We start from the raw sequence: 15188 nt of genomic DNA, 5'->3' as shown, positions 1-15188 counted from the left end.
GTAGCTGCCCGTGCTCAAGGGAGAGTTGGAGGAAGACCAGTGTCACTGTCAGCTGAAGATAAGCAACAAGCTATAAGACTACTAGCTAATGGTCACACACGTAAACAGCTATCACTGATTTATAATACGTCACTGTCTACTGTGTATAAGTATTTGCCTGTTAGAAATTAAAACAGCTTTACTTATTGATCCTATCGATCCAGTCAGCAAACCACTGCATCATCTCTCGACGTGTATCTAAGTATTTCGCGTGATTATATATTCCGCGAGTTCCGCCACCGCTCGCGTGTGCTAGTTGGGCTTCGATTGCGTCTTTGTTCCAGTGTTTTTCATTTAGGACCGTACTAAACTGATGTCTGAATCCATGGCCGCAGGTTCGTCCTTCATAACCGATTCGCTTGATAACACCAAGAATGGTATTTTCGCTGATTGGTTTTTTCTTATCACTTCTACCGACAAACACTAAATCGTATTGGCCCGTTATGGGCTGTAGAGTTCTAAGTAAATTACTCACCTGCTGAGACATTGGAGCAACGTGCAATCTACGGCCTTTCATTACAGATGGGTCGATAGTTATCAACATGTTTTCAAAGTCAACGTTTTTCCATGTCATCGATCGGAGTTCAATTGTCCGCAGAGCGGTATACTGCAAAATCTGCGTTGCTATTTTTGAGATGATATTACCCCCATAACCGATCAGCGCATTGTTAAAGTCATGTATTTGCTCCATGGGGAGAAATGGGTAGTTCTGCTTGCGATATCCCTTAATTGCATTAACTAAGTCGGGGGCAGGATTATATTTTGCTCTACCTGTAACTATTGCGTATTTGAAAACCTCACCACACCTACGCCTCGCTCTATCAGCCCTCTCCATTGCTCCTCGATCTTCAAATAATCGGATTACTTTCAGTAGAATCATTGGTTCCACTTCTTCCATTTCCATGTGTCCAATTATCGGCAAGATGTCATCTTCAAACATGCGCTTTATATCATCAGCGTATCCAATTGACCACACTTTTGACTTATGTGAGTGCCACTCACTGAATATGTCTGAGAATGAATCCGCATTGTCTATTTTTTCACTCTTCTTTATAATTTGCTTTTGCTCTGATGGATCAATCCCGGTTAACAGCTTCACTTTTGCTTCGGATTGTTTTGCCCTAGCTTCTGTAATGCTTATCTCTGGATATGGACCGATTACAAGAGTCTTTTCTTTTCCATCAAATCTATATCTCATTCTCCATATTTTTTTACCGGTCGGAGGGATAAAGATGAACAGACCGCCTGCATCAGCCATGCGATAAGCTTTGTCCTTTGGCTTTGCAGCGCTTATTTGTTTGACTGTAAGCATGTGGGCATAATTCCGTTGTGTTTTTTAACCATGCCCACAATATGCCCGCAAAAGTTCGTTGTAGTCAATTCATTTTGGTTCTTAACAGTTCACGTTGATTGCATTGAATGCCAGTTTGGAAGGGGATTTTGTTCATGTGGGGTTATGTCTGTTCATACTTGAGTGGCGTCCCCTGCAGGGATCGAACCTGCAATTAGCCCTTAGGAGGGGCTTGTTATATCCATTTAACTAAGGGGACAACATCCGCATTATAACTGTTTTTCTTTCCTAAGATAAGGCGTTATGAACTGTTTGCCTATTTAACAACCACTCAAATTGAGTACCATTCAAGTTGAATTGTCAGTAATATTTATATTACTGATGATCGTCGGTGGGTAATGCACAAATTGATTTGCCGGATCTAAGAAGTTATTACTTGGAGAAATGTATGATGTATCGTTTGGGCGGAATCGCTCTTACAGCCGCATTGCTGGTGGGATGTGCCAGTTCATCTAATACTGTTGAGCAGGGGCGTTCAGACCCTCTGGAAGGTTTTAACCGTACAATGTTCAACTTTAATTATGATGTTCTTGATCCTTATATTCTACGTCCGGTCGCAGTAGTGTGGCACGATTATGTACCAATGCCTGCTCGAAATGGTTTGGGTAATTTTCTAAGTAATCTCGAAGAACCGGCTAGCATGGTAAACAGTTTCTTACGTGGTAACCCATATCAGGGAATGAAACATTTTAATCGTTTTTTCCTGAATACCATTTTTGGGATGGGTGGGTTGATTGATGTCGCAACTATGGCAAACCCTAAGCTGGCAAAAGAAGAGTCAAAACGCTTTGGTAGTACTCTGGGCTATTATGATGTGGGATATGGTCCTTATACTGTATTACCGGGTTATGGCAGTTTCACTCTACGTGATGAAGGGGGAAATTGGGCTGATATGACTTACCCAATGCTGAGTTATCTGAATATCTGGATGTCAGCGGGTAAGTGGATATTTGAAGGTATTGAAACTCGCGCTCGTTTACTGGATTCTGATGGTTTATTGAAAAATTCATCAGATCCATACCTGATGATGCGCGAGGCTTATTTCCAGAACCATAATTTTATGGCAAGTGACGGTAAACTGGAAGCCACGAGAAATCCAAATGCTGAAGCATTACAGGATGAGTTGGACAGTATTGATTGATAGTTATTACCTGGTTTAACTTCGTAAATAAAAAAGGATAGCAGCAAGGCTATCCTTTTTTAGGCGCTACATATTATCAGAATGCGTAGTTGAAGTTCACACCATATAACCAGGCAGAGCCTTTCGCATCAAATTCATATGTGTAAGGCAGACTTTCGACCAATTTCTCTTTGACAGAGACTTTCTGACCATGCATATAAGAAACGCCTACGTCAACAGACATATCTTTGTTAAACGCGTAAGTTGCACCCGCGCTCAACCAAAAACGGTCCTGATCAGGAATAGAGATAGAACGGTTTTCAGCAGGAATCGGGCTATCATCAAAGGCGATGCCAGTACGGAATGTCCAATTGTCATCGTGATAATAAGTTGTACCTAAAGCAATCCGGTAGGCATCTTTAAAACCTTCATGTTTACTGAACAGGACTGAACCGTCTTTATTTTTGGTTCCTTTCAGTTCACTAAACTCACTCCAGCCTGTATATGCCAGGCTATAGTGGATAGCCCATTTAGGTGCTACACGGTTGTAACCGGAAACTTCCCAGATATCTGGCAAATTAAGATTCAACTTACCTCCAATGGTTTGGCCACCGGTGGCAGGTAAATTTATCCCTATTTTTTGTCCCATTGCACCAAGTGCAACAGGTATGTCATTTTTATAATCACCGTCTTTAAATTTAACTTTAACTTTAGAACGGTAAGTTAGGCTGTAGCGGTTATTCTCATCTACTTCATACATGATGCCTGCGTTCCAGCCGTAGCCCCAATCTTTACCTGACAGATTAGCCAGTTCATCTGTTCGTTTGATGAGACCTTTTGGTAGTTTGGGGTTCTGCGCCAAAATGTCTGACAGAGCGCCCGCATGACGGACGATTTTTGCATCCGCATAAACAGCGTTCAGTCCTAAACCAAAGCTGAAGTTATCGTTCAGTCGATAAGCACCGCTTAGGTTGAAGTTCAACGTTGTCAGATCAGTTTTACCACCAATAGGACCTGCTTCATAGTTGTTACTAAAATCAGTAGCCAGACCAAAGTTAGTGGTGACCGAAGTACCAACAAACCATTGATCATCAATCGGCATAATAAAATGCAGATTAGGTATCCAAGCGGTAGGCGCAATATTTTTAGCATTAGTGCTTTTACCCGTCGGCGACTTACCTGTGATATCAACGTCCGGATTGATATAGATGGCACCAATAGAAAACGATGGGCGATCAAACAGAGTCATTGCTGCTGGGTTACGGCTGCCTACAGTCGCGTTATCTGCAACAACTCCTTCCCCGGAAAAAGCTCGGCCCAAAGCCGAAGTAGAAAATTCATTTAACTGGAAACCGGCAGCGCCAGCATTGGATGAAATTATAGCCACTGCAACCGCTAATGCTGAACGGGTGAACAGGTTTTTCTGGTTCATGACCAAAACCCTCTTGTTTATTATTTAACTATGCCACTTACTTAGCTAAGGAGCGCAGGATTGTAGAGTCGGTTTGTCTTGATGACAAATCAGACCAGTCGTGAAGTATAGGTCTGATGACAGTTGGTGTTGCAAGAATGTTTTTAAAATATGGCCAAATTGATATCAAAAACGCGACTCAGTTAACAAAAAAATGATTTTTGATGTTAATAAAAACGTTTAAAAATGACTTTTTGAAATCAAATACCAATGGGATAAATATACTTGTAATAGGGTAGACGCTGGTTTCCCGTGGTCAGAAGGATGAAATATTAAGATAATTTATTAATTTTGGGAGAATTAAAATATGACTGATGTCATAAACCGGTATGGCGCAGAAGAAACCACAGCTTGCTGCTGTGTGGTTGTTTTGAATAAATAGCGGGGTGTTTTACTGAGTCCCTCCTTAATTGTTATTTCTTTTTTACCGCTTGCGAACATGCTCTAGTACTACAGCCGTAGAAACAAAAAATCTGTATTTTTTCTGATGATTACAACACGGAGAAATCGTAATGATTTAATCTTTATCTATGAATATGCCGTTTGTTGAGAAAGAGAATTACGGCTGTAGTACTAGATAGCGTCGTCATGAATTAATTTATATAATAATAACGCCTGATTACACGAATGGATGACTTAACCATGAGCACACCCGCACACCGTCGTCACGATATCTCTGATCGTGTTTGGCATTGACTTGAGCCTCACTTACCAGGACGTCAGGACGCCTGAGGACGTGTCGCTTATGATAATCGACTATTTATTAATGCGGTATTTTGGATTTTACGAACAGGGGCCCCCTGGAGAGATTTACCCCCCGATTATGGCGATTGGAAAAATACGCATCGTCGTTTTTGTCGGTGGCGTGACAAAGGCGTATGGGAAGGATTGCTTGAAGAACTCATCTCTGAACCGGATTTCGAATGGCTGATGATTGACGCCAGTCACATTAAGGTTCATCCCCATGCCGCAGGGGCGGAAGGTGGTAATCAGGATATGGGGCGTACAAAAGGGCTCAATACCAAGATACATCTGGCCGTGGATGTGCATGGTATGCCGGTCAGAGTACTTATTACAAGCGGTCCCACAGCGGATTGCTCACAAGCTGAGGTCTTGATTGAAGGAATAGATGCGGCACATTTATTGGCGGATCGGGGCTATGACAGCAATGCCGTTGTTGAACAAGCAGAAAAACAAGGTATGGAAGCGCAAATTCCCAGCCGTAAAAATCGCAAAGTGAGACGAGAATATGACCGGGAACTCTATCGGCTCAGGCACTTAGTTGAAAATGCTTTCCTGCATCTTAAACGCTGGCGTGGTATAGCGACCCGTTATGCCAAAAATAGTGGCTCATTTCTTGCTGGCGTTCAGATCCGCTGTCTCGCTCTTTGGTTAAGCATTTTATGACGACATTATCTAGTGACAAAGGTAAAGATAAACCTTTTGCTGGTGATCTAAGCAGTGGTGGATTGCTCGCTGTTATGATATGTCCGACTACTATGGGGAGGGGAAGCAAACACAGAAAATGGTGATGGAGGAAGAAAAGTATACATTTGATTTTAATATGACTGTTAATGCGAAACCCGGCTACCAATTCGTCAATATAAACGCAGACTGTACAGTTCCCACCGATAGTTCACCCAACTTTCATCATGATAAGACAATTACATTTATCGATAACTTTGGTAATACCGGTAAATTTGTAGCCAAATTATCTGGTAATAATATGGAGTTTTCTGTCTCGGCCTGAGTGCTTTTGCCATGATTTTTTCCGTACTGTGCCATCGGCACAATACCTGTATTCAACAAAATTCGTGATCATCTTTGTTGCTTAATTAACCTGAGGTTTGCTTAAGAAGGGAACTAAGTGCTTGAGGCACGATCAAAGTTTTTGTCAAAGAAAACAAAATCGTGGAGATCCTCAGGCATGTCTAATTTAGAAGAACTTTACTGCTGCGTCGATGACTTTTGCCAACAATTTATTCCTCTCTGGCATTAACAGTTAATTGAAAATGGTTTGCTCAAACCTCGCCGCGAAGCTTCCCTTTCTCTCAGTGAAGTGATGACGCTCCTCATTTTATTCCACATGAGCCATTATCGTGATTTTAAAACGTTTTATATTCAGCATGTTAAACTCTATCTTAAGGCCGATTTTCCCCGGCTGGTTAGCTACACCCGGATGTTAACCTTGAAGCAAAGGGCACCCATTCCTCTCTGTGCTTTTCTTTCGTCACGCAAGGCTGAAACCCAGAGGATCGCTTTTATTGATTCAACCAAAATTGCCGTTTGCCACAATCTCCGTATTCCTCGTCATCGCGTATTTGTCGGGGAACTTTGGTGTTCGATCACGCAATACACGTAACCATCACCCCGCTCTGTTTTCAATGAATACAAAATGTCGGAATAATGCGCACGCAGATTATCTTCAATAAACGACCAGGATTCCAACCGCAATGTATCCAGATCACAAACGGCCCGTAATGTCGCGGGCAAATGTATCTCCAGAAAATCTCTGGCAGTATCAATATGACCTAAAAACTGTTTGAATACCGTATCATGTGGCGTTAGTGTGTGTTTTCTCTGAGAAACGAAGTTCAGGTAATCGAAACTTATAAATAGTTATATTTAGATATCATCATATTTAAAAAATGATCCGTGATAGGAAATACATACATAATGAACATTTTATTGATGGAAAATAAAATGTTCATTATGAGACAGGCAACTACTCTGGTACTGTTTTAACGCAATAAATATCTCAGCTAAATTAATATCAGAGATTTTACAAGTTACTTATTTATTACCGGAATATTCCCCCGTAACCAACTGCCCAATTTACGCTGATAAAATGGCTGTGTATGCTGAATCAAATAGTGGCTGATACCACGCTCCTTTTCATCAACCAAACAGAAGTCAATAGGTTCTTCTTCAAACGTGTATTCGCAGGCAATACCACCGGCTTCTTGAATTAGCTGTTCAATTTCATCCTCCGTACCATTCATTTCCAGCCCAATTAATAAATTGGGTTTTTCATCCATATTTTTATCATGGGCCTGGATGATAAAAGCACGACGGACAGGTTTACGCTGACTAAATAAACTGACCAGAGCTTCAATGAGCTGCGAAGGATATTCTTCCGGCTGGCTGAGTGTTATCGCGCTGCCACTTGGCACATCAACCTCAACTGAAATCAACTCATTTAATGAACTCATAAAAATCTCCAATCAGTTTTTTTATATAAAATGGGTTTATTTCGCTTTCGCTAACAACAAATTAGCAATCGAACGAACGCCATAACCCGTTGCGCCAGCCGACCAATGTTCTACCGCAGATTTACGGTAAGTTGCCGAGCAATCAATGTGAACCCAGCCCTTTTGGTATTCTTCCACAAAATGAGACAGGAAAGCCGCCGCAGTACTCGCACCAGCCGTATGTGATGGTGCAGCAACATTGTTCAAATCAGCAAAATTCGATGGCAGTTGGCTACGGTGGAATTCAGCCAGTGGCAAACGCCAAAATAATTCATTTTCAGATTCTGATGCAGCCAATAAATCAGCCGCCAGTTTATCATCAAAGCTGAATACACAGTGATAGTCATTACCCACAGCCATTTTCGCTGCACCCGTCAGGGTCGCCGCATCAATGATTAACTTCGCTTTCTCTTTGCTGGCATCAATTAAACCATCCGCCACCACTAAACGACCTTCCGCATCGGTGTTCATGACTTCAACAGATTTGCCATTACGGTAACGGATAATATCACCCAGTTTAAAGGCATTGCCACTGACCATGTTATCCGCAATGCAGAGGAACAGTTTAACGCGCTGTTTCAAGCCACGGCTGATTGCCAATGCCAACGCACCTGCCAGCGTTGCCGCTCCGCCCATATCTGATTTCATGGAGTCCATAAAAGAAGATTGTTTCAGGCTGTAGCCACCGGTGTCAAATGTGATGCCTTTACCCACCAAACAAGCGAATACCGGCGCTTGTGGGTTGTCAGTCGGGTTGTAATCCAACGCCAACAAAATCGGATCACGGGAAGAGCCACGACCAACAGTATGAATACCCATATAACCCTGTTCACGTAAATCCTCGCCTTTAGTTATGCGATAATTTACCGCTTCACCCGCAACGCCACACATCAGGTCAATAGCACGCTTTGCCAATTGTTCCGGCCCAAGCTCTTCGGCTGACATGTTGATGGTGTCACGCACCCAATCAATGATTTTAATTCTGCTTTCTAGCTCTTGTTTTTCAGCCGCCGGCAATTGAGGCCATTCAATAGAACGACTGCCTTTTGGCGCACGGAAGCCTTGCCAAAATGCCCAGCTTTTTTCCAAGTCCCAGCCTTCACCCATCAGAGCGACATGACAAATGCCCTGACCATCAATTTTACGCCCAGCACGTTGAACCGCACCCAATTTGCCTTTACCAGTCAGATGAATAGTCATCCCTTGATCACTCGAACTAATCAGCGCTTTTTCACCCCAGCACGCTGCGGCTGGCTCATAAGACAGTGTTATTGGCATGATTTGTTTAGTCATTCTTTTCTCACCTCTAATTATTCACCACTTAAATGGCAGTGAGGATCTTATTCAGGTTTCCACCCACATAATTGTTCGTCTGCCAAATATTAACCTTATAAAAAAACTGGCTAAAGCCAGTTTTTCATTAAAGCTCAGACTACCTTAAAATTGTGACCAATAAATAACAGATTAATGCTATTTATTATTCAAACTCATCCAGCCAGACCAAAAGTACAGCTTCCAGAATTTTTTCACTGGATTTCTCAGGCGCATCATCAAAATCATCCAGGTCACAAATCCATTGATGCATATCTGTGAAGCGAACTGTTTTTGGATCCAAATCAGGAAATTTGTCATACAGCGCTTCACCGATTTCTCGGCTATCAGACCATTTCAGGCTCATTGATATTTCTCCTGCCAATCAGTGCTCACGGGCATGGTTAATGGTGTATTTTGGAATTTCAACCACCAAGTCTTCGTCCGAGACTCTAGCCTGACAACTCAGACGACTTTCCGGCTCGAGCCCCCAAGCTTTATCCAACATGTCGTCTTCCAGCTCAGAGCTCTCTTCCAGTGAATCGAAACCTTCACGAACGATACAGTGGCAAGTGGTACAAGCACAGGATTTTTCACAAGCATGCTCAATCTCAATCCCATTGCGCAATGCAACATTCAGAATGGATTCCCCTTCTTTGGCTTCCAAAACTGCACCATCAGGGCAAAGATCGTTATGAGGTAAAAATATAATTTTCGGCATAATTAAATCTCGTCCACAGAATGGCCCGCCAACGCCCGACGAACAGATGAATCCATCCGGCGTGCAGCGAATTCCTGCGTTTGCTTATCCAGTTGTTTAATTGCGTTCTCAATCACTTCAGGATCACTCCCCTGAACGCTTTTTATCAGTGTTTCTACGGCGGTATCAATCGCCGCGTGTTCTTGTTCATTCAGCAGATCGGCATCTTTTTCTAACGCACTGGTGACACTTTCCAGCACCCGTGCCGCTTCTACTTTTTGTTCTGCCAGTTTGCGCGCATTGATATCTTCTTGAGCATTCGCCATAGAATCTTTTATCATGCGGGCGATTTCTTCATCAGATAAACCATAGGACGGTTTCACCTGAATAGACGCTTCTACACCAGTGGATTTTTCCAACGCGCTAACACTCAACAAGCCATCAGCATCCACTTGGAACGTAACCCGGATATGAGCGCCACCCGCCGGTAACGGAGGAATACCCCGTAGGGTAAAACGGGCCAGTGAACGGCAATCACTCACCAATTCCCGTTCCCCTTGTACCACATGGATACTCATCGCACTCTGACCGTCTTTGAAGGTCGTGAATTCCTGCGCTCTCGCAACCGGGATGGTTGTATTGCGGGGAATGACTTTTTCAACCAAGCCCCCCATCGTTTCCAGCCCAAGTGACAGCGGAATAACATCCAACAGCAACATGTCGCTATCCGGTTTGTTACCCACCAAAATATCCGCCTGAATTGATGCACCAACAGCAACAACTTTATCAGGATCAATGGAAGTCAGTGGTTCACGGGCAAAAAATTCACCAACCCTATGACGAACCAACGGTACACGGGTTGAGCCACCCACCATAACCACCTGTAAAACTTCATCCACAGAGATTTCTGCATCTTTCAATGCCCGGCGACTTGCCAGCAAAGTCCGTTTTACCAGCGGTGTAATCAGTACTTCAAATTCGAGACGGGTGATTTTTCCCTGCCAGCCGGCAATGCTGATTTCTGCAACATCAGCATCACTTAGGGCGATTTTCACCTGAGCGGCAATGTCCAAGAGTTGGCGTTGCAGACTATGGTCATCACGATTGGCGATACCTATCTGTTCACGGATCCAATCAGCCAGTATCGCATCGAAATCATCCCCACCAAGCGCAGTATCACCGCCGGTTGCCAACACTTCAAAAACCCCACGACTTAACCGAAGAATAGAAACGTCAAACGTGCCACCACCTAAATCATAAATCGCGATAACCCCTTCCTGACCCGAATCCAGCCCGTAGGCAATCGCAGCGGCAGTCGGTTCATTAAGCAGGCGCAGAACATGTAATCCGGCTAAACGCGCCGCGTCTTTTGTTCCCTGACGCTGTGCATCATCAAAGTAGGCAGGAACGGTGATCACAACCCCATCAAGCTTACCATCCAGTGTTGCTTCTGCACGCTGTGCCAGCAATTTAAGAATTTCAGAAGAAACCTGAATAGGATCGACCAAACCCGTTGCCGTATTGATTAACGGCAGACCGTTTTCACTCGCCTGAAATTGATAAGGAAGATTTGGGTAACGTTGCTGAATATCAGCCAGAGAACGCCCCATCATGCGCTTCACAGAGCTGATGGTATTAACCGGATCATGCGCCGCCTGTTGACGGGCCAACCAGCCAATTTCACTACCATTTTCATGGTAATGGACAACAGAAGGAAGCAGGTAACGGTTTTCGCTATCCATCAGTGTTTCTGCTTGCCCACTGCGAACAGTGGCAACTAATGAATGTGTCGTGCCTAGATCAATACCGGCAGCCAAACGACGTTGATGTGGTACAGCGGATAAACCCGGCTCGCTGATTTGTAATAAAGCCATATACGCTTTCCTTAAAAGTCGTCCAGTAAACGTTCTTCCAGTTGTTCAACTTGCTGCTGCAATTTATCCAGAAAACGCAATTTACGAACGGTATCGGCTGCCTGTTCCCACTGCTGGTCATTCAATTGTTGTTCCATTTGCTGACTGCGGGTTTTAATCATCCCGTTTAGACGTTCAGCGAAATCAGCCAGTGCCGCTTCTGCATTCGCTTTACTTTCAATACATTCCAACTCTTCCCGCAACATCAGCTGTTCCATCAGGAAAGTGTGGTCATTCATGGTGTGCTGCTCATTGGCTAAATCAAAACCATGCAGAGAAAGCATATATTCAGCACGTTTCAGTGGATGTTTGAGAGCCTGATAGCCGTCATTGATCGTCGCTGCCTGCTGCAACGCCAGCGTTTTTTCACGCGCCGGCTGATTAGCAAAGCGATCAGGATGAAATTGACGCTGCAATTCCTGATAGCAGTGTGTCAGCTGTTCACGGTCAATAGCATAACGAGCCGGCAGCCCGAATAAAGTGAAATAGTCCATAATCTAAGCTTACTCTGGATTTGGCCGAAAAACGGAATTAAACGTTAAAACTTTCTCCACAACCACATTCACTGGAGACATTCGGGTTGTTGAATTTAAAGCCTTCGTTAAGGCCCTCTTTAACAAAATCCAGTTCTGTACCGTCGAGATAGACCATGCTCTTGCCGTCTATGATAACTTTGACACCCTTCTCTTCAAACACCGTGTCGTCTTCGTTAATCATATCAGCAAATTCAAGCAGATATGCCATACCTGAGCAGCCTGATGTTCTAACACCAAGGCGTAAACCGACGCCTTTTCCACGGTGGTTCAGGAATGACGAAACGCGTTGTGCAGCACTTTCTGTAAGGGAAATTGACATACAACAACCTCACTGTTTAAAACCAGCAAAGGCGGATACTGGTTGGTATATAACAGCCAGTATCCACCAAATTCATTTTCTATTTTCTTATTATCAAGGGCAATTATTTGCCCTGGCGCTTACTTTTGTAATCCGCAATAGCCGCTTTAATGGCATCTTCCGCCAGAATAGAGCAGTGAATTTTCACGGGCGGCAGTTCTAACTCATCTGCAATTTCAGTATTTTTGATCGATTCTGCCTGCTCCAAAGATTTGCCCTTCATCCACTCAGTGATTAAAGAACTGGAAGCTATTGCAGAACCGCAACCGTAAGTTTTAAAACGCGCATCTTCAATAATGCCTTCATTATTGACTTTGATTTGCAGTTTCATGACGTCACCACACGCAGGGGCACCGACCATGCCGCTGCCAACCGTGGGATCTTCATTATCGAAAGAACCAACGTTGCGTGGATTTTCATAGTGATCAATTACTTTTTCGCTGTAAGCCATGTTATTACTCCTGAAACCGTCTGATTAGTGATGAGACCATTCGATACTGTTAAGATCCACACCTTGTTTGAACATTTCCCACAGTGGAGAAAGTTCGCGCAGGCGGCCAATAGATTTGTGAATCAGTTCAATGGCGTAGTCGATCTCTTCTTCCGTGGTAAAGCGCCCTAAAGAGAAACGGATAGAGCTATGAGCCAATTCATCATTCATACCCAACGCACGCAATACGTAGGAGGGTTCCAGACTGGCAGAAGTACAGGCAGAACCAGAGGAAACCGCCAGATCTTTTAATGCCATCATCAGTGATTCGCCTTCAACATAGTTGAAGCTGACATTCAGAATGTGGGGCGCGCCATGTTCCAGGTCGCCATTAAGGAAGACTTCTTCGATATCTTTGATCCCCTGCCACAGGCGTAAACGCAAGCCACGCAGACGCTGAGATTCACTTTCCATTTCCTGCCTGGCAATACGGTAAGCTTCACCCATACCAACAATCTGATGAACCGGCAACGTCCCGGAACGCATACCACGTTCATGGCCGCCACCATGCTGTTGAGCTTCAATCCGAATGCGTGGTTTGCGGCGAACATACAACGCGCCAATCCCCATCGGCCCATAAATTTTATGCGCAGAGAAAGACATCAGATCCACTTTCAGTTTGGTTAGGTCGATAGGTAATTTACCTACGCTCTGCGTCGCATCAACATGGAAAATGATACCGCGGCTACGGCACATTTCGCCGATAGCGGCGATATCCTGTACCACACCAATTTCATTGTTAACATGCATGATGGAAATCAGAATGGTATCATCACGTACCGCAGTTTCCAGATCGTTTAAATCAATCAGTCCATTGCTCTGAGGTGCCAGATAAGTGACTTCAAATCCTTCACGCTCTAACTGACGGCAAGTATCCAGCACCGCTTTATGTTCGGTTTTACTGGTGATGATATGCTTGCCCTTTTTCTGATAAAAATTAGCAGCACCTTTGATAGCAAGATTGTCAGATTCCGTTGCGCCGGAAGTGAAAACAATCTCACGTGGATCGGCACCCACTAAATCGGCAATCTGATTACGGGCAATATCAACCGCTTCTTCAGCCTGCCAGCCAAAACGGTGAGAACGGGAAGCTGGGTTACCAAATACCCCGTCCATGGTCAAATAACGCATCATCTTTTCAGCAACATGCGGATCAACCGGTGTCGTTGCTGAGTAGTCTAAATAAATTGGTAATTTCATTGCTCACATGCTCCCTACTTCTAATACTTTAATTCATCACAAGTTCTGCTTATGCGCGCAGATTAACATTAATTGTTTCTTGTGCTCTGCCGTTAGGTGCGCGGCGCTTATCGTTATCCTGGCGACCAGCAACGTCTAATACTTCCTGGTTATTAACCAATTCTTCTAAACTGATGCTACTCAGGAAACCAGTAATACGGTCACTTAAATCGCGCCATAAAGTATGAGTCAGACAACGATCACCGCCCTGACACCCTTCTTTACCCTGGCAACGCGTCGCATCTACCGATTCATCAACAGCGAAAATCACTTCAGCGACGACAATTTTCCCGGCATCTCTGCCCAGTAAATAACCGCCACCCGGACCACGGACACTTGAAACTAGACCATTTTTGCGCAAGCGAGAGAATAACTGCTCAAGATAGGAGAGGGAAATACCCTGACGTTCAGAGATGTCGGCCAGTGGTACCGGACCTTCTTGTGAGTGTAACGCCACATCAAGCATGGCAGTTACTGCATAACGCCCTTTAGATGTCAATCTCATAAATGATTACCCCGTGGTGAAATATGACGAAATTGTGTCATTCCTGAGTATTTTAGTCAACTATTTAACCAAGTAATTTACTCAACTATTTTTTCGCCCATTTTTCAATGGAGGTCAGGATACCACGCAGAATATTCAGCTCCTGCGTTTCAGGCCGGGCGCGGGTAAAAAGCCGTCTTAACTTATTTATTATTTGACCAGGATGGGCTTTCCTGATGAAACCAGCATCATATAACACACGTTCAAGGTGATGATAAAAGCGTTCCATATCATCAACTAATGGATATTCCGCCTCATCTGTTTTCTGCTCGGGTTTATCCTGACGCGCCAGAGATGCCATGCGAATTTCATAACTGACAAGCTGGACAGCCATAGCCAGATTTAACGAACTGTATTCCGGGTTAGTCGGGATATTCAGATGATAATGACACTTCTGCAATTCTTCATTCGTCAGCCCTACGCGCTCCCGTCCGAAAATAATTGCTACCGGCGCATGTTTAGCTGCCTGAACACTACGCTCGCCACATTCACGGGGTTCAACCATCGGCCATGAGAGGGTTCTTGAACGAGCGCTGGTACCAATCACTAGTTCACAACCAGCCAAAGCTTTATCCAGACTATCAACAATAGTCGCATTACCAATAACATCGCTGGCACCAGCAGAAAGCGCAATCGCGTGGGAATCTGGCTGAACCAGTGGATTAACCAGATAAAGGTTTGTTAATCCCATTGTTTTCATTGCCCGGGCGGTTGAACCCATGTTCCCAGTGTGGGAAGTTTCAACCAGGATAATGCGGATATTTTCTAACATGACAACTTCTGGATTAGTTATAAGAGCCAAATATCTTAACACAGCGTTAGTCATTTTTCCGAACTACTGCTATACTATGCGCCGATTAATTAT

At 44.0% G+C, this 15188-nt stretch carries 15 protein-coding genes, 1 tRNA gene and 3 pseudogenes; 4 read left to right on the top strand and 15 right to left on the bottom strand.

Annotated elements, in window-relative coordinates; genetic code table 11:
* Positions 1-171 (top strand): helix-turn-helix domain-containing protein (locus ACGF7G_RS18685; protein WP_387467492.1); only part of this gene is annotated, 171 nt, incomplete at its 5' end.
* A gap of 7 nt (positions 172-178) precedes the next feature.
* Here ACGF7G_RS18685 and ACGF7G_RS18680 read toward each other — a convergent pair.
* Positions 179-1351, bottom strand: a complete 1173-nt coding sequence (locus ACGF7G_RS18680; RefSeq protein ID WP_387467488.1) for a tyrosine-type recombinase/integrase — start codon at positions 1349-1351, stop codon at positions 179-181.
* Between the two features lie 163 nt (positions 1352-1514).
* Positions 1515-1589: transfer RNA gene (locus ACGF7G_RS18675), tRNA-Arg, on the bottom strand.
* A 189-nt stretch (positions 1590-1778) separates the two neighbouring features.
* On the opposite strand from ACGF7G_RS18675, the gene mlaA reads away from it, so the two are divergent.
* Entirely contained in the window at positions 1779-2531 is a 753-nt protein-coding gene (gene mlaA / locus ACGF7G_RS18670) for a phospholipid-binding lipoprotein MlaA (RefSeq protein ID WP_387467486.1), read from the top strand.
* A 76-nt stretch (positions 2532-2607) separates the two neighbouring features.
* On the opposite strand, the gene fadL is transcribed toward mlaA, so the two are convergent.
* Positions 2608-3942, bottom strand: a complete 1335-nt coding sequence (fadL, locus tag ACGF7G_RS18665; RefSeq protein WP_387467484.1) for a long-chain fatty acid transporter FadL — start codon at positions 3940-3942, stop codon at positions 2608-2610.
* Positions 3943-4623: 681 nt separating this feature from the next.
* On the opposite strand from fadL, the pseudogene ACGF7G_RS18660 reads away from it, so the two are divergent.
* Positions 4624-5388 (top strand): annotated as a pseudogene (locus tag ACGF7G_RS18660) (IS5 family transposase).
* A 655-nt stretch (positions 5389-6043) separates the two neighbouring features.
* Positions 6044-6343 carry a transposase gene (locus tag ACGF7G_RS18655; RefSeq protein ID WP_387467490.1) on the top strand — a complete coding sequence of 100 codons (300 nt, stop codon included), beginning with the start codon at positions 6044-6046 and terminating at the stop codon, positions 6341-6343.
* Here ACGF7G_RS18655 and ACGF7G_RS18650 read toward each other — a convergent pair.
* From ACGF7G_RS18650 to trmJ, 12 genes and pseudogenes are all read right to left on the bottom strand, one after another.
* A pseudogene (locus ACGF7G_RS18650) lies at positions 6307-6579 on the bottom strand (Rpn family recombination-promoting nuclease/putative transposase); the annotation flags it as partial. The gene ACGF7G_RS18655 and the pseudogene ACGF7G_RS18650 overlap by 37 nt on opposite strands.
* A 191-nt stretch (positions 6580-6770) precedes the next feature.
* Positions 6771-7163, bottom strand: a pseudogene (locus tag ACGF7G_RS18645) (enhanced serine sensitivity protein SseB C-terminal domain-containing protein); the annotation flags it as partial.
* 66 nt (positions 7164-7229) lie between these two features.
* Positions 7230-8525, bottom strand: coding sequence for an aminopeptidase PepB (gene pepB, locus ACGF7G_RS18640; RefSeq protein WP_387467482.1), 1296 nt, complete (start codon positions 8523-8525; stop codon positions 7230-7232).
* Positions 8526-8709: 184 nt separating this feature from the next.
* Complete coding sequence (iscX, locus tag ACGF7G_RS18635; RefSeq protein WP_133814981.1) at positions 8710-8910, bottom strand: Fe-S cluster assembly protein IscX; 201 nt, start codon at positions 8908-8910, stop codon at positions 8710-8712.
* Between the two features lie 18 nt (positions 8911-8928).
* Complete coding sequence (fdx, locus tag ACGF7G_RS18630; RefSeq protein ID WP_021323903.1) at positions 8929-9264, bottom strand: ISC system 2Fe-2S type ferredoxin; 336 nt, start codon at positions 9262-9264, stop codon at positions 8929-8931.
* Positions 9265-9266: 2 nt separating this feature from the next.
* A complete protein-coding gene (gene hscA, locus ACGF7G_RS18625; protein WP_387467479.1) occupies positions 9267-11117 on the bottom strand; it encodes a Fe-S protein assembly chaperone HscA in 1851 nt (616 codons plus the stop codon).
* An 11-nt stretch (positions 11118-11128) separates the two neighbouring features.
* Entirely contained in the window at positions 11129-11650 is a 522-nt protein-coding gene (gene hscB, locus ACGF7G_RS18620; protein WP_387467477.1) for a co-chaperone HscB, read from the bottom strand.
* A 37-nt stretch (positions 11651-11687) separates the two neighbouring features.
* On the bottom strand, positions 11688-12011 hold the full coding sequence (gene iscA / locus ACGF7G_RS18615; protein ID WP_387467475.1) for an iron-sulfur cluster assembly protein IscA: 324 nt from the start codon (positions 12009-12011) through the stop codon (positions 11688-11690).
* Positions 12012-12114: 103 nt separating this feature from the next.
* Positions 12115-12501, bottom strand: a complete 387-nt coding sequence (gene iscU, locus ACGF7G_RS18610) for a Fe-S cluster assembly scaffold IscU (RefSeq protein WP_133814977.1) — start codon at positions 12499-12501, stop codon at positions 12115-12117.
* A 24-nt stretch (positions 12502-12525) separates the two neighbouring features.
* Entirely contained in the window at positions 12526-13740 is a 1215-nt protein-coding gene (locus ACGF7G_RS18605; protein ID WP_387467473.1) for an IscS subfamily cysteine desulfurase, read from the bottom strand.
* A 49-nt stretch (positions 13741-13789) separates the two neighbouring features.
* A complete protein-coding gene (iscR, locus tag ACGF7G_RS18600) occupies positions 13790-14284 on the bottom strand; it encodes a Fe-S cluster assembly transcriptional regulator IscR (RefSeq protein ID WP_133814975.1) in 495 nt (164 codons plus the stop codon).
* 85 nt (positions 14285-14369) lie between these two features.
* The gene (gene trmJ / locus ACGF7G_RS18595; protein WP_133814974.1) at positions 14370-15095 is read right to left on the bottom strand and encodes a tRNA (cytosine(32)/uridine(32)-2'-O)-methyltransferase TrmJ; all 726 of its coding nucleotides are present in this window, start codon (positions 15093-15095) and stop codon (positions 14370-14372) included.
* Positions 15096-15188 lie beyond the last annotated feature (93 nt).

The organism is Photorhabdus sp. RM323S (genome assembly GCF_042879375.1).
GTDB lineage: Bacteria > Pseudomonadota > Gammaproteobacteria > Enterobacterales > Enterobacteriaceae > Photorhabdus > Photorhabdus tasmaniensis.
Note: the sequence above shows the minus strand (reverse complement) of the source record. Positions and strands in the feature narration are given on the sequence as shown.